Raw genomic sequence first — 23009 nt, 5'->3', positions numbered from 1 at the left:
CCGCCGATCCCTCGGCTGCAAGCGCCGCAGGTCCTGGGCACGGCACGTCCCCGGTCCCCGGGCGTGCAGGTCGGCCCGCCCGAGGTGGGCAGGTCGGTGCCCGGGGTGTGCAGGTCAGCGCGCCGCGGCCTCGTCCAGGGACGGGAGCAGGGACTCGAGCCCGCTCGGCAGATGGCTGGGGAAGCCGGAGGGCCACGCCGTCGGGAAGCCGGACGGCAGCTCGGAGGGGAACCCCGACGGCAGCTCGGACGGGAGCTCGCTCGGGAACCCGGAGGGCAGCAGACCGCTGGGGAAGCCGGACGGGAGGTCCAGCGAGGGGCTGGGTGAGTCGGTGGCGGACGGCTCCGTGTCCGGGGAGTCGTCGTCGCCGGTGGCGAACAGCACGATCAGCGACAGGGCCGTGACGGCCACGACCGCCGCGAGCAGCACGAGCAGGACCCGGCGTCCGCCGGGCCCGTGTCCTCCCCCGTCGCCGTGGTCGTGGGGAGGTTCCGGGGGCGGTGCTCCGCCGTGGGAGGGCGGTCCGTAACCGCCGCCCGGAGGCGGCGCATCGCCCGGAGGTCCGGCCGGCGGCTGGGGCGGTACGGGTGGAGTGGCCATGGGCCCCATGGTCCCCGCAGGGGGCGCGCGGCGCGAGCATGCCGCGCGGAACGGAGGTGTCACGGGGTGCCGCCGCCCGCATGGGCACGCCCCGGCCGCACGCCCGGCGCACACCCGCCCCGCCGTCCGGGCGACGACCCGTCTCGGGCAACCACCCGTCCGCGCACCCGGGCAGCCGCGCACCAAGCGGCCTGCACCGCCCGCACCGCCCTGCTCCTCGCCGACCGCCCGGGGGTCCCGGTGGCCCCGCCTGCGCCACCACCGCGTCCCCCACTGTCTGTCCGCGAGGCCGTCAACGCGCCGGCACAGCCCGGCCGGCCGCATGACCCCCGCGCACCGGATCTGGCCCGTCCGGACAGCGGCGCGGACCCGTGGGGCGGCACCCGGCGGCCTCCCGTGCCCCGGCCGGACTGCCAGAAGGGACGTCGCGACGACCCACCACCGGATCCTCCCGGGCGCGGTGCTGCCGATGCGCGTCGGCAGCCCCCCCGACGACGGCGTCGTCGCGCGCGCCCCGCAGACGCCCGGGCACCCGCCCGCCCGGCAGCCGGAGCCGGCACGCGACGCACCGAGCCGCTGCGCGCCGCCGGCAGCGCGCCCGGACCGGACATCACCCCACCGGGCCCGGCTCGACATCACCCCACCGGGACCGGCTCGCCGTCCCCGCGCCCCGGACGCCTCGCCCCCGCCCGGCACCGGACCGGACGGGGGCGGACTACAGCAGTCAGCGGCGGCGCGTCACGACAGGGGCCGTGCGGACCCCGCCGGTCAGCCGCGGGCGCCCAGCAGGTGATCCATGGCCAGCTGGTCGAGCCGCTCGAAGGCCATCCCGCGGGCCGCCGCGGCCTCCACGTCGAACTCCTCGAAGGCCGACCGGTCCTCCAGCAGGGCCTGGAGCCCGTCCGCGGCCGTGGGCTGGGCCAGCTCGTCCAGCCGGGCCGCGCGCAGCGCCTCCTGCACCTCGGGGTCGGCACGGAAGGCCGCCGCGCGCTCCTTGAGGATCAGGTAGTTGCGCATGCAGCCGGCGGCCGAGGCCCACACGCCGTCCAGGTCCTCGGTGCGCGGCGGTTTGAAGTCGAAGTGACGCGGGCCGGTGTAACCGGCCGACTCCAGCAGGTCCACCAGCCAGAAGGCGGACCGCACATCGCCCGCGCCGAAGCGCAGATCCTGGTCGTACTTGATGCCGGACTGGCCGTTGAGGTCGATGTGGAAGAGCTTGCCCGCCCACAGCGCCTGGGCGATGCCGTGCGGGAAGTTCAGCCCGGCCATCTGCTCGTGGCCGACCTCCGGGTTCACCCCGTACAGCTCCGGCCGTTCCAGGCGCTCGATGAACGCCAGCGCGTGCCCGACGGTGGGCAGCAGGATGTCGCCGCGCGGCTCGTTCGGCTTGGGCTCGATGGCGAAGCGCAGGTCGTAGCCCTGGGAGGTGACGTACTCGCCGAGGAGGTCGAAGGCCTCCTTCATGCGGTCCAGGGCCACCCGGACGTCCTTGGCCGCGCCGGACTCGGCGCCCTCGCGCCCGCCCCAGGCGACGTACACCTGGGCGCCCAGCTCGACGGCGAGATCGATGTTGCGGATGGTCTTGCGCAGCGCGTAGCGGCGCACGTCGCGGTCGTTGGCGGTGAAGGCGCCGTCCTTGAACACCGGGTGGGTGAAGAGGTTGGTGGTGGCCATCGGCACCTTCATGCCGGTGGCGTCCAGCGCCTGCCGGAACCGCTTGATGTGCTCCTCGCGCTCGCTGTCGCTCGAGCCGAAGGGGATCAAATCGTCGTCGTGGAAGGTGACCCCGTAGGCGCCCAGCTCGGCCAGGCGCCGCACCGTCTCGGCGGGGTCGAGGGCGCGCCGGGTGGCGTCGCCGAAGGGGTCCCGTCCCTGCCAGCCGACGGTCCACAGGCCGAAGGTGAATTTGTCCTCGGGGGTGGGCTGGTGGCTCATGCCGCGGCTCCTTGGGTCGCTGAGGCTATTTCGTCATGGCGATTTACAAATTAGTATGCGGGCGCACTCCTGGGAAGTCACAAGGTGTCCTGTGTCCGTCCGCCCGTGACCCGTCCCGACCGAGCCCGGAAGAGGGAGAGACCGATGTCAGCAGCCGAGGGTCCGCTCGTCGTCGGCGTGGATACGTCCACCCAGTCCACCAAGGCGCTGGTCGTCGACGTGGCCACCGGCAGGGTGGTCGCGAGCGGTCAGGCACCGCACACGGTGACCTCGGGCGCGGGCCGGGAGAGCGATCCGCGCCAGTGGTGGGACGCGTTGTGCGAGGCGCTGCGGCAGTGCGGCGAGCCGGCGCACGAGGCGGCAGCCGTGTCCGTCGGCGGGCAGCAGCACGGTCTGGTCACCCTGGACGAGCGCGGCGAGCCGGTGCGTCCCGCGCTGCTGTGGAACGACGTGCGCTCCGCGCCCCAGGCCGCCCGCCTGGTCGAGGAGCTGGGCGGAGCGAAGTTCTGGGCCGAGCGCACCGGCAGCGTCCCCACCGCCTCCTTCACGGTCACCAAGTGGGCCTGGCTGGCCGAGCACGAGCCGGAGTCGGTCCGCGCCACCCGGGCGGTGCGGCTCCCCCACGACTATCTGACCGAGCGGCTCACCGGAGAGGGCACCACCGACCGGGGGGACGCCTCCGGCACAGGCTGGTGGGCCTCGGCGACCGAGAGGTACGACGAGGAGATCCTCGCCCATGTGGGCCTCGACCCGGCGCTGCTGCCCCGGGTGGTGCGCTCCGGCGAGGTGGCGGGCACCGTCCGCGGCAGCCACGACCTGCCGTTCTCCAGGGGCACCCTGGTGGCGTGCGGCACCGGCGACAACGCCGCGGCGGCCCTGGGCCTGGGGCTGCGGCCCGGCATGCCGGTGATGAGCCTCGGCACCTCGGGCACGGTCTACGCGGTCTCGCGCCGCCGGCCCGCCGACCCCAGCGGGACGGTGGCCGGTTTCGCCGACGCCCGCAACGAGTGGCTGCCGCTGGCCTGCACCCTCAACTGCACGCTCGCCGTGGACCGGGTCGCGGCGCTGCTCGGTCTGGACCGTGAGGCGGTCGAGCCGGGCGGCCGGGTCACCCTGCTGCCGTTCCTCGACGGCGAGCGCACCCCGAACCTCCCGCACGCCTCCGGCCTGCTGTACGGGCTGCGTCACGACACCACCGGCGGGCAGCTGCTGCAGGCCGCCTACGACGGCGCCGTGCACTCGCTGCTGGACGCGCTCGATCTCGTGCTCGACGAGGACGCCGACCCGTCGGCGCCGCTGCTGCTGATCGGCGGCGGGGCGCGCGGCAGGGCCTGGCAGGAGACCGTGCGCCGGCTGTCGGGGCGCCCCGTCCAGGTGCCCGAGGCGAAGGAACTGGTGGCTCTCGGCGCCGCGGCCCAGGCGGCCGGGCTGCTGACCGGGGAGGACCCGGCGGCGGTCGCCCGGCGCTGGAACACTGCGAGGGGGCCGGTCCTCGATCCCGTGGAACGGGACGAGGAGACGCTGGCCCGGATCTCCGGGGTACGCTCCGACGCGGCGCCGCTGCTGGACCGCCCGGCGGACACGGACTGACGGCGCGGACCGGCCCGGACTCCCGACCGGTGAAACGGGAGCGGCACGGACCGCACCGCGCGGCCGCCCCGACGGGCGCCACTGACCGAGGACTGACGGAGGCATGAGCGCACCGCTGCACGACGCACGACCCGCGGCCGGTCCGGGGCGGGCGCTGCCCGACACCCAGCAGGGGATGCGCCGCCGCAACCTGGCGCGGGTGATGCACACCGTCAGCGCCGAGGGGCCGCTGTCCCGCGCCGCCGTCGCCTCACGCATCGGCCTGACCCGCGCCGCGGTGTCCACCCTGGTCGACGAACTGATCCGCTCCGGTCTGCTGGAGGAGCTGGGCCCGGAACGGCCCCGCAGGGTGGGCCGGCCCGGCTCCGCGCTCGCGGTCAGCGGGCACGGTCCTGCGGGCATCGGCGCCGAGGTGGGGGTCGACCATCTCGCCGTCTGCGCGGTGGACCTGCGCGGCGAGGTCCGGGCGCGGGCGGTGCGGCAGACGGCGAACCGGAACCGGCCGCCCGAGCCGGTGATCGCGGAGCTGAGGGAGCTGATCGACCGGGTCGTGGCCGGGGCGGAAGGCGCGGGACTGTGGCCGGCGGGGCTGGCGGTGGCCGTGCCCGGTCTGGTGGCCCGGGACGCCCGGACGGTGGTCCGCGCACCCAACCTCGGCTGGCAGGACACCGACCTCGCCGCCCTGCTGCCCGCGCGGTGGCCGCTGACCGTGGGCAACGAGGCCAACTTCGGCGCGCTGGCCGAGCTCTGGCTCGGCGAGGACGCCCCGCGCGACTTCCTGCATGTGTCGGCGGAGATCGGCATCGGCGCGGCCGTGGTCGTCGACGGGCGGCTGCTGTACGGCAACCGCGGCTTCGCCGGGGAGCTGGGCCATGTCCCGGTCCACCCGGACGGCCCTGCCTGTCCCTGCGGGGGCCGCGGCTGCCTGGAGCAGTACGCAGGCGAGGAGGCGGTGCTGCGGGCGGCGGGCCTGGAGCCCGGCGAGGACCGCGTGGGCCTGCTGGCGGCCCGCGCCGAGCAGGGCGACCGGGCCGTGCGGGAGGCGCTGCGCGAGGCGGGGACCGCGCTCGGCATCGCGCTGACCGGCGCGGTGAATCTGCTCGACCCGCGGAGCGTGGTGCTGGGCGGCGCGCTGGCGGGCCTGGCCCCCTGGCTGCTGCCGTCGCTGCGCTCGGAGCTGGCCCGCCGCACCGCAGGTCCCGCCTGCCCCGTCACGGTCTCCTCGCTGGGCCCGCAGGGGCCGCTGCTCGGCGCGGCGCACTCGGTGGTGCGGGGCGTCCTGGACGACCCGGCCGCCGTGTCCGAACGCGCCTGACGCCCGGCGCTCCGGCCCAGCACGGCCCGCCCGCGCCCTGGTGCGGGTCTACGGCCGGAGGCTGCTGACGATGTCCGCCGTCGCCGTGAGGCCGCTGTGGATGGTGGGGGCGATGCTGGTGCTGGCCAGGTAGAAACCGAGCAGCAGACACACCAGGGCGTGGGAGAACTTCAGCCCGCCGTTGCGCAGGAAGATCACCGCCAGGATCCCGAGCAGCAGCACCACCGAGATGGAAATCGCCATCGTCTACCTCCTCCGCCACGTCCGCTTCGCGGCGTTCGGCCGCAAGTGTGGCGTAGCGGAGGGTTCGTCCGGGCAGCTGAGGTGTCCTCCGAACGTGTGGTGTCCGCGCCGACGCTATGCCGGACGGCGGGAGTCCAGGAACGATTCCAGGCCCGCCAGGTCGTCGGTGTTGAGGAAGTCGACGCCCGCGTCGGCCAGTTCGCGCCACACCGCCTCGCGCTCGGGGCCCGGCAGGTCCGGGGTGGCCCAGAAGCGCACCTTCTGGCCGCGGACGTGGGCGGTGCGCACGATCTGCCGCAGCTTCGCCCGCTCGGCCTCCGGGAAGGCGCCGGACCCGAGCCAGGTGAAGTGCAGTGACCAGTTGTCGCTGATCAACGGTACGAGGGAGGCCGGCGCCGGGCCGCCGAGGTCGGCCAGCCGGCCGTCGTAGAAGGCGCGGCGCACCCGCTGCGCCTCCATCGGCAGCCGGGCGGCACGGTCGCCCGAGACGACGGCGGTGACCGGCCCGGGCAGCACCCGGCCGTGCGCGTACGTGGTGAACAGGTGCCGGTAGCGGCGCAGTCGGCGGTCCAGTTCGAGGTAGGTGGACGAGCCCTCGGTCTTGATGTCGATGAGCAGCTGGAGCGGCGTGCGGTGCCCTCGGTAGACCGCGCCGCGGTTGGCGCGCACCCGGGCGGCCAGGGGCTCGAGGTACAGGGACTCCAGGGTGCGGGACGGGTCGAGGTCCACGGGGTCGTGGGCGACGAGGAGTTGGCCGCCGCCCAGGAAGATGTCGGCCTCGACACTGCCGAAGCGGTGGTCGAGGGCGTCGAACAGGGGCCGGGGATGCTCGTAGTCGTTGTGGGCGTGGGCGCGCCACAACGGGCGTGCCCGGTGGTGCCGTTCACCGGCGAGCGCCTGGGTGGCGGGCAGTGCGAAGGAACCGGCGAGGGCGGCGCCGAGGGTGGTGAGGGCTCTGCGGCGGGTGGTGAGGGCCATGCTCTGCCTCCCTGGAAGGGCCTGCGGGACCTCAGGGGAGTATGCGGGGCGCAGGGCGCCGAACAGCAGAGCCGTACGCGGAGTTGGCCGATCCGCCGCCGGGTGTTCACCTCACCGGCACAGGGACCGCACGACGGGAGGACGGAGGCGCCGCAACGGGAACGAACGGGAACGTCCGGAGCCCGCCCCCCGAGAGGGGACGGACTCCGGACGGGGACGGGCTCGGCTCTCCGCCCGTGCAGGCGGAACAGGCTCGGTCCGAATCCGCCGGCGGGTCAGGGCGCCCGCAGGTCGACGAGTTCGGCCAGCGCCGCGCGGTGGGCGCCCGCCGTGCCGTAGGCGATCGAGTCGGCCTTGGCGCGCTTGAGGTAGAGGTGGACCGGGTGTTCCCAGGTCATACCGATGCCGCCGTGCAGTTGCAGGGCCTCCTCGGCAGCGTGGACGGCCGCCGGCGCCGCGTAGGCCTGGGCCACGGCGACCGAGACATCGGTGTCCGCGCCGGTCGCCAGGGCGTCGGCGGCGGCCCGTGCGGCGGCGCGGAGGTTGACGACCTCCAGCCACAGCCGGGCGAGCCGGTGCTTGAGCGCCTGGAAGCCGCCGACCGGGCGGTTGAACTGCTTGCGGTCCTTCAGGTAGCGGACGGTCTCGGTCAGCGTCCAGTCGGCGAGCCCCAGTTGCTCGGAGGCCAGCAGTCCGGCACCGGCCCGCAGGGCGCGCCGGACGGCGGGCCCTGCGTCACCGATCCGGCGGCCGGGGGCGGCGTCGAGCCGCACCTCGGCGAGGGGGCGGGTGAGGTCGAGGGAGGTCTGCGGGGTGATGGCGGCCGCGTCGGCGTCCACCGCGTACAGCCCGCCGTCGTCCGCCGGGACCAGCAGCACGTCGGCGACCGCGGCGTCCGCGACACCGGTCACCGTGCCGCTCAGCGTCCCGTTCTCCGCCCGGACGGAGGTGAAGGCACCCCCGGCGGCGGTGTGCAGACCGACGGCGAGCGCTCCGGTCTTGCGGGCGGAGGCCAGATCGCCGAGGAGCTCCTGCCCCACGGTGTCCCCGTCGCAGGCGAGCAGGGCCTCGGTGGCCACGACCGCGCTGGTGAGGTACGGCACCGGAGCGACGGCACGGCCGAGCTCCTCCAGGACGACGGCGGCCTCCCGGTGGGTGGCGCCCTGGCCGCCCCGGTCCTCGGGGACGAGCAGCCCGGCGAGGCCCATGCCGTCGGCGAGCTCCTTCCACAGCGACAGGTCGTGCGGGGTGTCGGTCTCGGCGCGGGCGAGCACGCCCGCCGCGTCGCAGTGGTCCGTGAGCAGGTCACGGACGGCGCCGCGCAGCGCCTCTTCCTCCTCCGAGTACAGAAGGTCCGGCTGTGTGCTCATCGGGCGAGGTCCTTCCAGGCGACGTCCTTGTCGGTGCGCGGCTCGGCCGGCAGGCCGAGGACGCGCTCGGCGACGATGTTCAGCAGGACCTCGCTGGTCCCGCCCTCGATGCTGTTGCCCTTGGCGCGCAGGTAGCGGTATCCCGCCTCGCGGCCGGTGAAGTCGACCTTCTCGGGGCGGCGCATGGTCCAGTCGTCGTACAGCAGCCCCTCGGCGCCGAGCAGTTCCACCTCCAGTCCGCTGATCTCCTGGTTGAGGCGGGCGAAGCCGAGCTTCATCCCGGCGCCCTCGGGTCCGGGCTGTCCGGCGACCAGCTGCTGGCGCAGGCGTTCGCCGGTGAGGCGGGCGACCTCGGCGTCCACCCAGAGCTTCAGCAACCGCTGGTGCAGCTCGTGGGTGCGCAGTTCGGGCCGCTCCCGCCATGTCCGGGAGACGGGGCCGATCATGCCGCCCTCGCGGGGCAGCCGCATGCCGCCGATGGCGACGCGCTCGTTGTTCAGCGTGGTCTGGGCGACGCGCCAGCCGTCACCGACCTCGCCGAGGCGGTGCGAGTCGGGGATGCGGACGTCGGTGAGGAAGACCTCGTTGAACTCGGCCTCGCCGGTGATCTGGCGCAGCGGGCGCACCTCGACGCCGGGGTCGGTCATGTCGCACAGGAAGTAGGTGATGCCCTTGTGCTTGGGCACGTCCGGGTCGGTGCGGGCGATGAGGATGGCCCACCGGGCGACATGGGCGCTGGACGTCCACACCTTCTGCCCGTTGACCACCCAGTCGTCGCCCTCGCGGACCGCGCGGGTGCCGAGGGCGGCCAGATCGGATCCGGCCCCGGGCTCGCTGAACAGCTGGCACCAGACTTCCTCCCCGGTCCACAGCGGCTTCAGGAAGCGGCGCTTCTGCTCCTCGGTGCCGTACTGGAGGATGGTCGGCGCGGCCATGCCGAGGCCGATGCCGATGCGGCGGGGGTCGTTGTCGGGTGCTCCGGCGGCCTCCAGCTCGGCGTCCACGACGGCCTGGAGCGCGCGGGGGGCGCCGAGGCCGCCGAGCCCCTCGGGGAAGTGCACCCAGGCGAGTCCGGCGTCGAAGCGGGCCCGCAGGAAGTCGAGGCGGCCGGTGGCGGCGGGCGGGTGCGCCGCCAGGAACTCCCGGGTGCGGCGGCGCAGTTCGGAGGCGTCGGTCATGCTGCGGCTCCGTTCTCCGGCGAGGGCAGCACGGTGACGCGCCCGGTGGTGGCGCCGTCGGCGACGCGCTGGACGGCATCGGCGGCGGCCGCGAGCGGGACGCGCTCGCTGACCAGCGGCTTGACGGCGCCACGTGCGGCCAGTTCGACGAGCTGCTCGTGGCAGTGCTGGACCAGCTTCGGGTTCTTGGTGTTGTACAGACCCCAGTGCAGGCCGAGGATCGAGTAGTTCTTGATCAGGGCGTGGTTGAGCGCGGGGCTGGGGATCTCGCCGCCGGCGAAGCCGACGACCACGATCCGGCCCTCGAAGGCGACGGTCTTGGCGGACTGGGCGTAGGCCTGGCCGCCCACCGGGTCGTAGATCACGTCGGCGCCGCGGCCCCCGGTGGCCTCCTTCACGGCGGCCACCACGTCCTGCTCGCGCCGGTCGATCACCACGTCGCAGCCCAGCTCGCGGGCCACCTCGGCCTTGCGGGCGCCGCCGACGACGCCGATGACGGTGGCGCCGGCCGCCTTGCCGAGCTGCACGGCCGCGCTGCCGACGCCGCCGGCCGCGGCGTGGACGAGCAGCGTCTCCCCCGCCTCGAGGCGGGCCCGGCGGTGCAGGCCGAACCAGCTGGTCTGGTAGCCGATGTGCAGGGCCGCCGCCTCGGCGTCGTCCAGCGCGTCGGGGGCGGGCAGCAGCGCCCTGGCGTCGGCGACGGCGTACTCGGCGAAGCCGCCGTGGGGCAGTGCCGGATTGGCGATCACGCGGCGGCCGTCCTCGGTCTCGCCGCAGATCTCCACGCCCGGGGTGAACGGCAGGGGCGGTTTGGTCTGGTACAGGCCCCGGCACATCAGCGCGTCGGGGAAGTTGATGCTGGCGGCGCGCACCTTCAGCAGGACCTGCCCCTCGCCGGGGACCGGCTGCTCGACGTCCGCGAGGCGCATCACCTCACCCGGCTCACCGTTCTCGTGCACTTGCCATGCCTGCATGCGGGCCTCCACGGGGGGACTGCTTCGTCGGACCGGGTCGGTTGGCATACTAAGCGGTCGCTTGCCCGTGAGGGAACAGTCCGCGGCATCTTCGGCGACCGGCCGGGGCTTCACAGGCGGGCGGATCGGGTCACCCCCGCCGCCGGGCCGGGCCGCCCCCGGCCACCGGGACCGGTCCGGTCCCGGCCGCGTGGTCACGCCGATCCCGGCCCTGCGGCCGTGCGGAGGGGTCACGCCGATCCCGGCCCTGCGGTCAGGCGGATGCCGGCCCGGCGGTCAGGCCGGCTTCGGCCGCGCCCGCACATGCATCCGCTCGCCCTGCGGCCCGAACAGGCTGAGGAACTCCACCGGCCCCTCCCCCGTCGACCCGAACCAGTGCGGCACACGCGTGTCGAACTCCGCCGCCTCGCCCGCCGTCATCACCACGTCGTGCCCACCGAGCACCACCCGCAGCCGCCCGGAGAGCACATACAGCCACTCGTAGCCCTCATGGGTGCGCGGCTCGGGCTCCTCGGTGCTCTGCGGCACCAGCACCTTGAACGCCTGGAGTCCCCCGGGCTGCCGGGTGAGCGGCCAGTAGGTGCGACCGTGCCGCACCAGCGGCTTTGCCCGCACCCTCGGATCCCCCACCGGGGGCGCGCCGACCAGCTCGTCCAGCGCCACCTGGTGCGCCCGCGCGATCGGCAGCAGCAGCTCCAGGCTGGGCCTGCGCCGCCCGGACTCCAGCCGCGACAGGGTGCTCACGGAGATCCCGGTCGCCTCGGACAGCGCGGCCAGCGTCACCTCCCGCTCCTTGCGGATCCGGCGCAGCCGGGGGCCCACGTTGGCGAGAACGTCGTCCGTCTCGTCCGTCGTCGTCATGCCGGACATTGCAGTTCCGGCAAAGATGTTTGTCAACGCGGCAGGTGCCGGGCGACCGTCGGGCGTGGAGGTGGTCGACATGACCGACAGCAGGACATCGACAGGGCACCCCGCCGGGCGGTACGACGTGGTCGTCGTCGGAGGCGGCGCGGCCGGGCTGTCCGCCGCACTGGTGCTGGGCCGGGCCCGGCGCCGGACGCTGGTGGTGGACGCCGGGGAGCCGCGCAACGCGCCCTCGGCGCACATGCAGGGCTATCTGTCGCGGGACGGCATGTCCCCGGCCGGGTTCCTCGCGGTGGGCCGGGAGGAGATCGCACGCTACGGGGTCGAGCTGGTGCGGGGCCGGGTGACGGACGTGGCGCGGGGCGAGGACTTCGCCGTCTCCCTGGAGGACGGGCGCGAGGTGCGCGCCCGGCGCCTGATCGTCGCCACGGGGCTGCGGGACGAGCTGCCCGGCGTCCCCGGTGTCGCCGAGCGGTTCGGCCGGGACGTGCTGCACTGCCCGTTCTGCCACGGCTGGGAGGTCCGGGACGAGCCGTTCGGCGTGCTGGCGTCCACCCCGGCCGGCGTGCACCAGGCCCTCATGGTGTCCCAGTGGTCGAAGGACGTGACGTTCTTCCTGCACGCGGTCGCCGAGGAGGACCTGACCGACCAGGACCGGCGCAGGCTGTCCGCCGCCGGAGTGAGGGTGGTGCCCGGCGAGATCACCGAGCTCGTCGTCGACGACGACCGGCTCACCGGCGTGCGCCTCGCCGACGGCTCCTTCCACGCCCGGTCCGTCCTCTACGTCGCCCCGCGCCCCGTCCCGCGGACGGGCCTGCTGGAGCAGCTGGGCGCGCAGCTGGACGAGACCCCGTTCGGCGCGTACCCGGTGGTCGACGCCACGGGCCTGACCTCGGTGCCGGGCGTCTGGGCGGCGGGCAACGCGATCGGCTTCGCCGAGCAGGTGATCCACGCGGCGAGCGGCGGGTACCGGGCCGCGGCGGCCGTCGTGGGCGACCTGCTGATGAGCGAACTGGACGCCGCGGCCGGATGACCCGGCCGCCGGGGAGCGGACCAGGGCCGGACAGCCGGCCGGATCCCGGGGCACCGCCCGGGTGTGGAGCCCACACCTCCGGTGCACCATGGCTGCATGCTGCTGTCCCGGCTGGCCCGTGTGTCCCAGGAGGTCGCTGCCACCTCGGCGCGGTCCCGGAAGATCGCTCTGCTCGCCGAGCTGTTCCGGGAGGCGGAGCCGGAGGACGCGCGCATCGTCATCCCGTATCTCGCCGGCAGGCTGCCCCAGGGAAGGCTCGGGGTGGGGTGGAAGGTACTGAGCCGACCGGTGCCTCCCGCCGCCGAGCCGACGCTGACCGTGCGTGAGGTCGACGCGCTGCTCGGCGCCCTGGGGAAGGTGTCGGGGCCGGGGTCGCAGGCCGAGCGGGCCCGGCTGGTCGGGGAGTTGCTCGGGGCGGCGACCGAGGAGGAGCAGCGCTTCCTGTTCGGGCTGATCACCGGCGAGGTGCGGCAGGGTGCGCTGGACGCGGTCGCCGTGGAGGGGCTGGCCCGGGCCACTCGGGCGCCGTCGGACGCCGTGCGGCGGGCGGTGATGCTGGCGGGTTCGCTGCAGGAGGTGGCGGAGGCGCTGCTGTCGGAGGGGCCGGGGGCGCTGGAGCGGTTCCGGCTCACCGTCGGCCGGCCGGTGCTGCCGATGCTGGCGCACAGCGCCTCCTCGGTGGCCGAGGCGGTGGAGAAGCTGGGCACCTGCGCGGTGGAGGAGAAGCTGGACGGCATCCGGGTGCAGGTGCACCGCGACGGCGACACCGTGCGGGTGCACACCCGGACCCTGGACGACATCACCGACCGTCTGCCGGAAGTGACCCGGGCGGCACGGGAGTTGCCGGGCGAGCGGTTCATCCTGGACGGCGAGGTGATCTCCTTCGACGCCGGTGGCCGGCCCCGCTCGTTCCAGGAGACCGCGGGACGGGTCGGCTCGCGCGTGGATGTCGCCACCGTCGCCCGCGAGGTGCCCGTCTCCCCCGTCTTCTTCGACGCGCTGAGCGTCGACGGCCGCGACCTGCTGGACCTTCCGTTCACCGAGCGGCACGCCGAGCTGGCCCGGCTGGTTCCGGAACCGATGCGGGTGCGGCGCACGGTGGTGTCGGGACCGGACGACGTGGCGACCGCGGAGAGCTTCCTCGCCGAGACCCTGGAACGCGGCCACGAGGGCGTGGTGGTCAAGAGCCTCGACGCCCCCTACAGCGCGGGCCGGCGCGGCGCCTCCTGGCTGAAGGTCAAACCCGTGCACACGCTGGACCTGGTGGTGCTGGCCGCCGAGTGGGGCCACGGCCGCCGCACCGGGAAGCTGTCCAATCTGCACCTGGGCGCCCGCACCGCCGACGGCGGCTACGCGATGCTCGGCAAGACCTTCAAGGGCATGACCGACAAGATGCTGGCCTGGCAGACCGAACGGCTGCGCGAGCTGGCCGTCGAGGAGGACGGGTACGTGGTCAGGGTGCGTCCCGAACTCGTCGTGGAGATCGCCTACGACGGCCTGCAGCGCTCCACACGCTACCCGGCCGGTGTCACCCTGCGCTTCGCGCGCGTGGTGCGCTACCGCGAGGACAAGCGCCCGGAGGAGGCGGACACGGTGGAGACGGTGCTCGCCGCCCATCCCCGGGTGCGGCCGTGACAGGCGCCCGCAGCGCCGGCCTGCTGGTGTTCCGGCGCACCGGCGGGGGCCTCGAGGTGCTGCTCGGTCACATGGGCGGCCCGTTCTTCGCCCGCCGGGAGGCCGGTGCCTGGACGGTGATCAAGGGCGAGTACGCGTCGGACGAGCCGGCCTGGGAGGCGGCCCGCAGGGAGTTCGAGGAGGAGCTGGGCCTCCCCCCGCCGGACGGGGAGGCGATCCCGCTGGGCGAGGTGCGCCAGTCCGGCGGCAAGGTGGTGACGGCGTGGGCCGTGGAGGGGGACGTCGACCCGGAGGCGATCGTGCCGGGGACGTTCGAGATGGAGTGGCCGCCGCGGTCGGGGCGGACGCAGGAGTTCCCGGAGCTGGACCGGGTGGCGTGGTTCGGGCTGGACCGGGCGCGTGAGGTGATCGTCAAGGCGCAGACGGCGTTTCTCGACCGCTTGGCGGAGCACTCGCTCTGAGGAGCCCTCCCGCGTTGCGCCGCCCCCGGCCGCGCGGGAAGGTCGAAGCAAGCCCGTGCCCCCAGGGAGGTCCGCGATGCCCATCGCAACGGTGAATCCGGCGACCGGCGAGACGCTCAAGACGTACGAGGCCATGGGCGAGGAGGAGATCGAGCGCCGGCTCCAGCTCGCCGAGGCCACCTTCCGTACGTACCGGACGACGAGCTTCGAGGAGCGGTCCGCACTGCTGCGCCGCGCCGCCGACCTGCTCGACGAGGACAACGAGAGCGTCGCCCGGGTGATGACCACCGAGATGGGCAAGCCGCTGAAGCAGGCCCGCGCGGAGGCCGCCAAGTGCGCCAAGGCCATGCGCTGGTACGCCGACCGCGCCGCCTCGCTGCTCGCCGACGAGGAGCCCGACGCCGCCGACGTGCGGGACTCCGGCGCCTCGCGGGTCGTGGTGCGCTACCGGCCGCTGGGTCCGGTGCTCGCGGTGATGCCGTGGAACTTCCCGCTGTGGCAGGTGGTGCGGTTCGCCGCGCCCGCGCTGATGGCGGGCAACGTGGGCCTGCTCAAGCACGCCTCGAACGTGCCGGAGACCGCCCTGTACCTGGAGGACCTGTTCCACCGCGCGGGCTTCACCGAGGGCTGCTTCCAGACGCTGCTCATCGGCTCCGGCGCGGTCGACGAGATCCTGCGGGACGACCGGGTCAAGGCGGCCACGCTCACCGGCAGCGAGCCCGCCGGGCGGGCGGTGGCGTCCACCGCCGGGGAGATGATCAAGAAGACGGTGCTGGAGCTGGGCGGCAGCGACCCCTACGTGGTGATGCCCTCCGCCGACCTGGACCGGGCCGTTCGGGTGGCGGTCACCGCGCGGGTGCAGAACAACGGGCAGTCCTGCATCGCCGCCAAGCGCTTCATCGTGCACACGGACGTCTACGACGCCTTCGCCGAGCGCTTCACGGAGGGCATGAAGGCGCTGAGGGTCGGCGACCCGATGGAGGAGGAGACCGACGTCGGGCCGCTGGCGACCGAACAGGGGCGCAGCGATCTGGAGGAGCTGGTCGACGACGCGGTGCGCGCCGGAGCGGAGGTGCTGTGCGGCGGCGAGCGCCCCGAGGGCCCGGGCTGGTACTACCCGCCGACGGTGCTGTCCGGGATCGACCGGGAGATGCGCATCCACCGGGAGGAGGCGTTCGGGCCGGTGGCGACGCTCTACCGCGCCGCGGACCTGGCCGAGGCGGTGCTGATCGCCAACGACACCCCGTTCGGGCTGAGTTCGAACGTCTGGACGCGGGACGAGGCCGAGGCCGAGGAGTTCGCACGGGACCTGGAGGCGGGCGGCGTCTTCATCAACGGCATGACGGCCTCTCACCCGGCCCTCCCGTTCGGCGGGGTGAAGCGGTCCGGCTACGGGCGTGAGCTGTCCGGGCACGGAATCCGGGAGTTCTGCAACATCACCACGGTTTGGCAGGTTGCGTGAGGCTTCCGGGGCTACGATCCGATCTGTGAACCGCGAAGTGACTCTGCCTCTGATCGTCGACGACCGCGGGAAACTGCAGGTGGCCGCGGCCGATGTCAGCAAGCTGCTGCGGACGGTGGGCGGCCGCTGGGTGCGGCTGGTCGAGGACGGGGAGCAAGGGCTCGACGAGGACACGGTGGCCGCGCTCACCATCGAGCTGGCCAAGCTGGCCGACCGGATCGACGTGGCCTGCATCGCGCACAGCAGCGGACGCACGCCGTGATCCGCGGCGCGTGGCGGTGCCGGCGCACGGGGCGCCGGCGGGGCAGCCGGGCGGGATGCCGGAGGGCCCGGCCGGACCGGGCCGCCGGAGGGTCCGGCGGAGCGCTCCGCCGGCGGATCCGCTAGGCGGACCGCTGCAGGGTCCGCCAGAACAGCGCCTCGTAGCTCTGCAGCAGATGCCCGTAGGAGCGGGCCCGCCTCTCGTCCAGACGGCCCGTGTCCAGGGCCGCCTGGACGGCGTTCTCGGCCGTGCGCTCCAGGTCCGGGGCCGGTTCGGCGAAGAAGTCGAAGAAGGCGCACGCCTCGTCGGTGAAGCCGTAGTGGGTGCGCAGGGCGCCGGCGATGGTGGCGCAGTAGCCGCCCCACGCCGAGAAGTTGGCGGTGACGGCCAGCACCGCGTCGGCCGGGGCGGCGTTCAGGGCCAGCCAGGCCACATAGGCGGGGTAGGCCTGGCAGCCCGGCAGCGGAGTGTACGCCGAGGCGCGGGCCTCGTCGACTCCGCAGGCCGCGGCGAAGGCCGCCAGCCGCTTCCCGGCGATCGCCTCTCCCTCGGCCAGTGCGGTGAAGCAGGCGTCGGCCTCCGGCTCGGCCGAGGAGCGCAGGGCCAGCTGGAGGAAGGCGCGCCGGTCGGCCGGGATCACCCTCATCTGCTCCAGGGCGAGCGTCGCCAGCACCTCCCGGTCCGCCTCACCGGAAGCGATCAGCGGAACCAGCGGGTTGGACCGCGGGTCGGGCGCGAGCTCGGCGGTGATCGTCCTCAGCAGTTCCCGGGCCGTACGTGTCATCGCGTCCTCCGTGGCGTCGCTTTTCCCCTGAGATGTGCCCGGGGTCCGGCCGGGGGCAACCCGGCCGGAGGGGGGAACGCCGGAGCGCCGGCACGGGAACGGCCCCTCCCGGTGGACGGGAGGGGCCGCGGCCGTGGGGGCGGGCCGTTCGGTGGAGCGGCCGGCGGACCCCGCGGGGGTGTGCGGGCCGGCCGGGCGGGTCAGCGGATCGGCATGCCCGAGAGGGTGCGGGCGATGACCAGGCGCTGGATCTCGCTGGTGCCCTCGAAGATGGTGTAGATCGCGGCGTCGCGGTGCATGCGCTCCACCGGGTACTCGCGGGTGTAGCCGTTGCCGCCGAGGATCTGGATGGCCTGGGCGGTCACCTTCTTCGCCGTCTCGCTGGCGAAGAGCTTGGACATCGAGCCCTCGGCCGCGGTGAACGGCTTGCCGTTGATCGCCATCCAGGAGGCCCGCCAGACCAGCAGGCGGGCGGCGTCGATCTGGGTGCGCATGTCGGCGAGCTGGAAGGCGACGCCCTGGTTGTCGATGATCGGGCGGCCGAACTGCTCGCGGGTCTGCGCGTACTCCAGGGCCACCTCGTAGGCGGCGCGGGCCGTGCCCACCGCCATCGCGCCGACCGCGGGGCGGGAGGCCTCGAAGGTGGCCATCGCGGCGTTCTTGACGCGCTCGCCGCCCTTCCTGGCCTTCTCCCGGGCGCGGGCGAGCCGCTCGTCCAGCTTGTCCTTGCCGCCGAGCAGGCAGGAGCCGGGCACGCGCACGTTGTCCAGGATGACCTCGGCCGTGTGCGAGGCGCGGATGCCGTGCTTCTTGAACTTCTGGCCCTGGGACAGGCCGGGGGTGTTCGGCGGGATGATGAAGGAGGCGTGGCCCTTGGAGCCGAGCTCGGGGTCGACGACCGCGACCACCACGTGCACGTTGGCGATGCCGCCGTTGGTCGCCCAGGTCTTGGTGCCGTTGATCACCCACTCGTCCTTGGCCTCGTCGTAGACGGCGCGGGTGCGCATGGAGGCGACGTCGGAGCCGGCGTCGGGCTCGGAGGAGCAGAAGGCGGCCACCTTGACATCGTTGGCGTCGCCGTACATCTGGGGGATCCAGGTGCCGATCTGCTCCTCGGTGCCGTTGGCGAGGACGCCCACGGCGGCGAGGCCGGTGCCGACGATGGACAGGGCGATGCCCGCGTCGCCCCAGAACAGCTCCTCCATCGCCATGGGGATGCCGAGACCGGTCGGGTCGAAGTACTGCTGCGCGTAGAAGTCCAGGGAGTAGATTCCCACCTTGGCGGCCTCCTGGATGACCGGCCAGGGAGTCTCCTCACGCTCGTCCCATTCGGCGGCCGCGGGGCGGATGACGTCGGCGGCGAAGCCGTGCAGCCAGTCCCGCACCTCCTTCTGTTCGTCGTTGAGCTCCATGGTGAACTCGGCCATGTCCCCTCCAGCGGCGGCGCACGTGCATGTTACTTGCGGTAACCGCAGTCTGTTACCGGCGGGTAGGAAAAGTCAACTCCCGAGGACAGGTCGGCATCCCCGTTCGACGGACCGGACAAGGGCAGTGCTACTTTGCGCAGGCGTCACCGAACCAGCACGGGTGGGGAGAGCTCATGGACACCACACAGCGGACCGATCAGCAGCGGGCCGCCGACCGCCGCCGGCGCGAGCTGCTGGAGGCCGCCGACCGGGTGGTGCTGCGCGACGGCCCGCAGGCGTCGATGAACGCGATCGCCGCGGAGGCGGGGATCACCAAGCCCATCCTGTACCGGCACTTCGGCGACAAGGGCGGCCTGTACGCGGCACTGGCCAAGCGGCACACCGACGCCCTGCTCGACTCGCTGCGCGCCGCGCTGGACGCGCCGGCCGACCGGCGGGAGCGGGTGGAGAACACGCTCGACACCTATCTCGCGGCGATCGAGGCACGGCCGCAGGTGTACCGGTTCCTGATGCACCCGGCCGAGGGGTCGTCCGGGGACCAGGGCTTCGACGTCGGCAAGCACTCGGCGCCCCTGCTGCGCCGCATGGGCGAGGAACTGGCGCAGGTGATCGAGGAGCGCGTCGACCTCGGGCCGGACTCGCAGCAGCTGGCCCGCGTCTGGGGTCACGGGATCGTCGGGATGATGCACGCGGCGGGCGACTGGTGGCTGGGCGAACGCCCCTGCTCCCGCGCCGAGTTGGTGCGCAGCCTCGCCGACCTCCTCTGGGGCCGCCTGGCCGCCGCCGGGGACAGACTCGGCGGCCCGGGCTTCTGACCCCGCCGAGCCCCGCGCGGGCCCGGGACTCCGGCTAGGCGGCATACGCCGCGCCGCCCGGACGGCCCGGTCGGCTCACCCGCCCCGGCCCCATGAGGTGTCCCGGCCCCAGGAGGTGCGGGAGATCCGGCGCGCCAGCCGGCGGCGGCGCCAGCCGCTGAGGTGGTCGGCGTAGACCCGGCCCTCGAGGTGGTCGGACTCGTGCTGCAGACAGCGGGCGAACCAGCCGGTGCCGTGCACCGTGACAGGCTCGCCGGTCTTCGTCACGCCCTCGATCACCGCGTGGTCGTGGCGTTCGGTGCCCGCCTCCAGGCCCGGCAGGGACAGGCAGCCCTCCGGGCCGCGGACCGTCACGCCGTCCAGCTCCACCAGGCGCGGGTTGACCACGTGCCCGAGGTGCCGCTCGTCCTCGTCGTCGGGGCAGTCGTAGACGAACACCCGCAGCGGCACCCCGATCTGGTTCGCCGCCAGGCCCACCCCCCGCGCCGCGTACATGGTGGCGAACAAGTCCTCCACCAGCCGGCCGAGTTCCGGACCGAACTCCGTGACCTCCCGGCACGGCGTGTGCAGGACAGGGTCGCCGAGCAGGGTGAGGGGGCGCACGCGTCCGTGGACGCCGGGGATGGGGCCGTGTCGCATGGCGGTCAGGGTACGGTCCTCGCACCGGCGCCCGTCACAACCGGGAGCCATGGTTCTGGGCCGCCAAAGGATCTCGATAGGCTGAGGCCCACACCACGTGGCCGTCAGGCACAAGGCGCGGCGCGTACGCAAGGAGGATCGAGAACTGATGGCAGGCAACTCGGACCCGCTCACGCCGCGGGCCAAGCTGGCCGTGACCGCGGGCAAGGCGGTCGCAGCGGCATCCCGCGCCGCCGGGCGCGGCAGCGGTTCGGTGATCGGTGGCCGGGTGGCGCTGAAACTCGATCCCGATCTTCTCGCGCGACTGGCGCAGAACCTGGACTGCGTTCTCGTCTCGGCGACCAACGGCAAGACCACCACGACCCGGCTGATCGCCGAGGCGCTGCGCGCCGCCGGTCCCGTGGTCTCCAACGCGCTCGGCGCCAACATGCCCGCCGGCATCACCTCCGCGCTGGCCGGCGGCTCGGACGCGAAGTTCGGTGTCATCGAGGTCGACGAGAAGTACCTCTCCGGCGTCGCCCGCGACACCGACCCCAAGTGCATCGCCCTGCTGAACCTCTCCCGCGACCAGCTGGACCGCGCGGCGGAGACCCGCATGCTCGCGGAGAACTGGCGCGAAGGGCTCGCCGGGTCCAAGGCCGTCATCGTGGCCAACGCCGACGACCCGCTGGTGGTCTGGGCCGCCTCCTCGTCGCCGAACGTGATCTGGGTCGCCGCGGGCCAGATGTGGAAGGACGACGCCTGGTCCTGCCCCTCCTGCGGCGGTGTGATGCAGCGTCCCGGCGACGACTGGTTCTGCGGCGAGTGCGGCTTCCGCCGGCCGACGCCGAGCTGGGCGCTCTCCGGCGACCATGTGATCGACCCGCACGGCTCCGCCTGGCCCATCCACCTGCAGCTGCCGGGCCGCGCCAACAAGGCCAACGCCGCGACCTCCGCCGCCGTGGCCGCGGTGTTCGGGGTGCCGCCGCAGGTGGCGCTGGAGCGGATGTACCAGGTGCAGGCCGTCGCCGGACGCTACGACGTGGTGCAGTTCCAGGGCCGCGACCTGCGGCTGCTGCTCGCCAAGAACCCCGCGGGCTGGCTGGAGACGTTCTCGCTGATCGACCCGCCGCCCACGCCGGTGATCCTCTCGGTCAACGCCCGCTCCGCGGACGGCACCGACACCTCCTGGCTGTGGGACGTCGACTACACCCGGCTCACCGGGCACCCGATCTGTGTCATCGGCGACCGGAGGCTGGACCTCGCGGTGCGCCTGGAGGTGGCCGATCAGCAGTTCCAGGTGTGCGAGAACCTCGACCAGGCGGTGGCGGCCTGCCCGCCGGGCCGCATCGAGGTCATCGCCAACTACACCGCGTTCCAGGACCTGCGCCGCCGCGTCGGCAACTGACAACTCAGGGGACTTTTGTGAGTGACAACAGCCTGCGGGTCGTCTGGGTCTATCCCGACCTGCTCAGCACCTACGGCGACCAGGGCAATGTGCTCGTCGTGGAGCGCCGCGCACGCCAGCGCGGCCTGGACGTGTCCCGGCTCGACGTGCGCAGCGACCAGCCGGTCCCCACGTCCGGGGACATCTACCTGATCGGCGGCGGCGAGGACCGGCCGCAGCGTCTCGCGGCCGAACGGCTGCGCCGGGACGGCGGTCTCAACAGGGCGGTGGAGAACGGCGCGATCGTGTTCTCGGTGTGCGCCGGCTACCAGATCCTCGGCCACGAGTTCATCAACGACCTCGGCCAGCGCGAGCCCGGCCTCGGACTGCTGGACGTGGTCTCGGTGCGCGGCGAGGGCGCGCGCTGCGTCGGCGACGTGCTGGCCGACATCGACCCGGAGCTGGGACTGCCTCCGCTGACCGGCTTCGAGAACCACCAGGGCGTCACCCACCTGGGCCCCTCGGCCCGACCGTTCGCCCGGGTGCGGTTCGGCAACGGCAACGGCACCGGCGACGGCACCGAAGGCGCCTACAACGACACGGTGTTCGGCACCTACATGCACGGCCCGGTGCTGGCCCGCAACCCGCAGATCGCCGATCTGCTGCTGAAGCTGGCGCTGGACGTCAACGCGCTCCCGCCGACCGACGACCGGTGGTACGAGTCGCTGCGCAACGAGCGCATCGCCGCCGCGCAGCAGCCCGGGTGAATACGCTGCGCCCTTGAGGTGACCCGGCGGCGCGGCGGGGTGTTCACGCACCCCGCCGCGCCGTCGTCGTCTCCGGCCTCCGCACCCCCGGACGAACCCGTCGGAGAGCCCCTCACCAAGCCCGCCGGAAAGCCCGTCTGACGCCTGGTCCGCACAGGTGAGCGGGCTCGTCCAGCAGGCGGACGCGAGATGCGGCCCCGCCCCCCTCAGCCGCTAGGGTGGCGGGGATCGAGCCGGACAGCGCGGTCCGGTCCCGGCCCACTTCGAGAAGGTTGTTTCGGGCTATGCGCATTGGTGTCCTCACGTCCGGCGGCGACTGCCCCGGCCTGAACGCCGTCATCCGGTCCGTCGTGCACCGTGCCGTCGTCGACCACGGCGACGAGGTCATCGGGTTCAGGGACGGGTGGAAGGGCCTCCTGGAGTGCGACTACCTCAAGCTCGACCTGGACGCGGTGAGCGGCATCCTGGCTCGCGGCGGCACCATCCTCGGCTCCTCCCGGGTCCGTCCCGAGCATCTGCGGGACGGCGTGGAGCGCGCCAAGGGGCACGTCCGTGACCTCGGCCTCGACGCGATCATCCCGATCGGCGGCGAGGGCACGCTCAAGGCGGCCCGGCTGCTGTCCGACAACGGGCTGCCGATAGTCGGCGTGCCGAAGACCATCGACAACGACATCGCGGTCACGGACGTCACCTTCGGCTTCGACACCGCCGTCGGCGTCGCCACCGAGGCCCTGGACCGGCTGAAGACCACCGCCGAGTCCCACCAGCGGGTACTGATCGTGGAGGTCATGGGCCGCCACACCGGCTGGATCGCGCTGCACTCCGGCATGGCGGCCGGCGCCCACGCCATCGTGGTGCCCGAGCGGCCCTTCGACATCGACGAGCTGACCGCGAAGGTCGGCGCGCGGTTCTCGGCGGGCAAGCGGTTCGCGATCGTCGTGGCCGCCGAGGGTGCCAAGCCCAGGCCCGGGACCATGGACTTCGACGAGGGCGGCAAGGACATCTACGGGCACGAGCGCTTCGCCGGTGTCGCCCGGCAGCTCGCCCAGGAGCTGGAGTCGCGGCTGGGCAAGGAGGCGCGGCCGGTGATCCTCGGGCATGTGCAGCGGGGCGGCACGCCCACCGCCTACGACCGGGTGCTCGCCACCCGGTTCGGATGGCACGCGGTGGAGGCGGTGCACCGGGGCGAGTTCGGCAGGATGACGGCGCTGAAGGGGACCGACATCACGATGGTGTCGCTGGCCGAGGCCGTCGCCAGTCTCAAGACGGTGCCCGAGGAGCGGTACGCCGAGGCCGAGTGCGTGCTCTAGG

At 73.9% G+C, this 23009-nt stretch carries 22 protein-coding genes; 11 read left to right on the top strand and 11 right to left on the bottom strand.

Annotated features, from left to right (window positions below; all coding sequences use genetic code 11):
• Positions 1-114: 114 nt before the first annotated feature.
• A complete protein-coding gene (locus HCJ93_RS23495; protein WP_167997789.1) occupies positions 115-600 on the bottom strand; it encodes a hypothetical protein in 486 nt (161 codons plus the stop codon).
• Positions 601-1368: 768 nt separating this feature from the next.
• Positions 1369-2535 (bottom strand): xylose isomerase, encoded by a 1167-nt coding sequence (gene xylA, locus HCJ93_RS23490; protein WP_167997788.1) that lies wholly within the window; start codon positions 2533-2535, stop codon positions 1369-1371.
• Between the two features lie 144 nt (positions 2536-2679).
• Here xylA and xylB point away from each other — a divergent pair, with 144 nt between their 5' ends.
• A complete protein-coding gene (gene xylB / locus HCJ93_RS23485) occupies positions 2680-4125 on the top strand; it encodes a xylulokinase (RefSeq protein ID WP_167997787.1) in 1446 nt (481 codons plus the stop codon).
• Between the two features lie 103 nt (positions 4126-4228).
• Positions 4229-5440, top strand: a complete 1212-nt coding sequence (locus tag HCJ93_RS23480) for an ROK family transcriptional regulator (RefSeq protein WP_167997786.1) — start codon at positions 4229-4231, stop codon at positions 5438-5440.
• Positions 5441-5488: 48 nt separating this feature from the next.
• Here the strand turns inward: HCJ93_RS23480 and HCJ93_RS23475 are convergent, their stop codons facing one another.
• From HCJ93_RS23475 to HCJ93_RS23450, 6 genes are all read right to left on the bottom strand, one after another.
• Positions 5489-5683, bottom strand: coding sequence for a hypothetical protein (locus tag HCJ93_RS23475; RefSeq protein WP_167997785.1), 195 nt, complete (start codon positions 5681-5683; stop codon positions 5489-5491).
• A 114-nt stretch (positions 5684-5797) separates the two neighbouring features.
• On the bottom strand, positions 5798-6661 hold the full coding sequence (locus HCJ93_RS23470) for a phosphatidylinositol-specific phospholipase C/glycerophosphodiester phosphodiesterase family protein (RefSeq protein WP_167997784.1): 864 nt from the start codon (positions 6659-6661) through the stop codon (positions 5798-5800).
• Between the two features lie 275 nt (positions 6662-6936).
• Complete coding sequence (locus tag HCJ93_RS23465) at positions 6937-8031, bottom strand: acyl-CoA dehydrogenase family protein (RefSeq protein ID WP_167997783.1); 1095 nt, start codon at positions 8029-8031, stop codon at positions 6937-6939.
• Positions 8028-9209: an acyl-CoA dehydrogenase family protein gene (locus HCJ93_RS23460; RefSeq protein ID WP_167997782.1), complete on the bottom strand. Its 1182-nt coding sequence runs from the start codon at positions 9207-9209 to the stop codon at positions 8028-8030. Before HCJ93_RS23460 ends, HCJ93_RS23465 begins: the two co-directional genes overlap by 4 nt.
• Positions 9206-10183 (bottom strand): NADPH:quinone oxidoreductase family protein, encoded by a 978-nt coding sequence (locus tag HCJ93_RS23455; RefSeq protein ID WP_167997781.1) that lies wholly within the window; start codon positions 10181-10183, stop codon positions 9206-9208. The genes HCJ93_RS23460 and HCJ93_RS23455 overlap by 4 nt, the downstream gene beginning before the upstream one ends.
• Before the next feature lie 276 nt (positions 10184-10459).
• Positions 10460-11044, bottom strand: a complete 585-nt coding sequence (locus tag HCJ93_RS23450) for a helix-turn-helix domain-containing protein (RefSeq protein WP_167997780.1) — start codon at positions 11042-11044, stop codon at positions 10460-10462.
• Positions 11045-11123: 79 nt separating this feature from the next.
• Here HCJ93_RS23450 and HCJ93_RS23445 point away from each other — a divergent pair, with 79 nt between their 5' ends.
• The 5 genes from HCJ93_RS23445 (at position 11124) to HCJ93_RS23425 (ending at position 15900) form a co-directional block, all read left to right on the top strand.
• Entirely contained in the window at positions 11124-12080 is a 957-nt protein-coding gene (locus HCJ93_RS23445) for an NAD(P)/FAD-dependent oxidoreductase (protein WP_167997779.1), read from the top strand.
• A 96-nt stretch (positions 12081-12176) separates the two neighbouring features.
• Positions 12177-13715: an ATP-dependent DNA ligase gene (locus tag HCJ93_RS23440; protein ID WP_167997778.1), complete on the top strand. Its 1539-nt coding sequence runs from the start codon at positions 12177-12179 to the stop codon at positions 13713-13715.
• A complete protein-coding gene (locus HCJ93_RS23435; protein WP_167997777.1) occupies positions 13712-14176 on the top strand; it encodes an NUDIX hydrolase in 465 nt (154 codons plus the stop codon). The genes HCJ93_RS23440 and HCJ93_RS23435 overlap by 4 nt, the downstream gene beginning before the upstream one ends.
• A 76-nt stretch (positions 14177-14252) precedes the next feature.
• The gene (locus HCJ93_RS23430; RefSeq protein ID WP_167997776.1) at positions 14253-15638 is read left to right on the top strand and encodes an NADP-dependent succinic semialdehyde dehydrogenase; all 1386 of its coding nucleotides are present in this window, start codon (positions 14253-14255) and stop codon (positions 15636-15638) included.
• Positions 15639-15663: 25 nt separating this feature from the next.
• Complete coding sequence (locus tag HCJ93_RS23425) at positions 15664-15900, top strand: DUF6213 family protein (protein WP_167997775.1); 237 nt, start codon at positions 15664-15666, stop codon at positions 15898-15900.
• 121 nt (positions 15901-16021) lie between these two features.
• Here the strand turns inward: HCJ93_RS23425 and HCJ93_RS23420 are convergent, their stop codons facing one another.
• Both HCJ93_RS23420 and HCJ93_RS23415 read right to left on the bottom strand, forming a co-directional pair.
• Positions 16022-16684, bottom strand: a complete 663-nt coding sequence (locus HCJ93_RS23420; protein ID WP_167997774.1) for a thiaminase II/PqqC family protein — start codon at positions 16682-16684, stop codon at positions 16022-16024.
• A gap of 200 nt (positions 16685-16884) precedes the next feature.
• Entirely contained in the window at positions 16885-18111 is a 1227-nt protein-coding gene (locus HCJ93_RS23415; RefSeq protein ID WP_167997773.1) for an acyl-CoA dehydrogenase family protein, read from the bottom strand.
• Between the two features lie 173 nt (positions 18112-18284).
• On the opposite strand from HCJ93_RS23415, the gene HCJ93_RS23410 reads away from it, so the two are divergent.
• Positions 18285-18926, top strand: a complete 642-nt coding sequence (locus tag HCJ93_RS23410; protein ID WP_167997772.1) for a TetR/AcrR family transcriptional regulator — start codon at positions 18285-18287, stop codon at positions 18924-18926.
• Between the two features lie 75 nt (positions 18927-19001).
• Here the strand turns inward: HCJ93_RS23410 and def are convergent, their stop codons facing one another.
• On the bottom strand, positions 19002-19565 hold the full coding sequence (gene def / locus HCJ93_RS23405) for a peptide deformylase (RefSeq protein WP_167997771.1): 564 nt from the start codon (positions 19563-19565) through the stop codon (positions 19002-19004).
• A 148-nt stretch (positions 19566-19713) separates the two neighbouring features.
• On the opposite strand from def, the gene HCJ93_RS23400 reads away from it, so the two are divergent.
• The 3 genes from HCJ93_RS23400 to HCJ93_RS23390 all read left to right on the top strand — a co-directional run bounded on the left by HCJ93_RS23400 (position 19714) and on the right by HCJ93_RS23390 (position 23008).
• Entirely contained in the window at positions 19714-20952 is a 1239-nt protein-coding gene (locus HCJ93_RS23400) for a Mur ligase family protein (protein ID WP_167997770.1), read from the top strand.
• Between the two features lie 17 nt (positions 20953-20969).
• Entirely contained in the window at positions 20970-21698 is a 729-nt protein-coding gene (locus HCJ93_RS23395) for a type 1 glutamine amidotransferase (RefSeq protein WP_167997769.1), read from the top strand.
• Positions 21699-21982: 284 nt separating this feature from the next.
• Complete coding sequence (locus tag HCJ93_RS23390; protein ID WP_167997768.1) at positions 21983-23008, top strand: 6-phosphofructokinase; 1026 nt, start codon at positions 21983-21985, stop codon at positions 23006-23008.
• Position 23009 lies beyond the last annotated feature (1 nt).

The organism is Streptomyces composti, assembly GCF_012034205.1.
Classification (GTDB): Bacteria; Actinomycetota; Actinomycetes; order Streptomycetales; family Streptomycetaceae; genus Streptomyces; species Streptomyces composti.
This window is presented reverse-complemented; position numbering and strand designations above follow the sequence as displayed.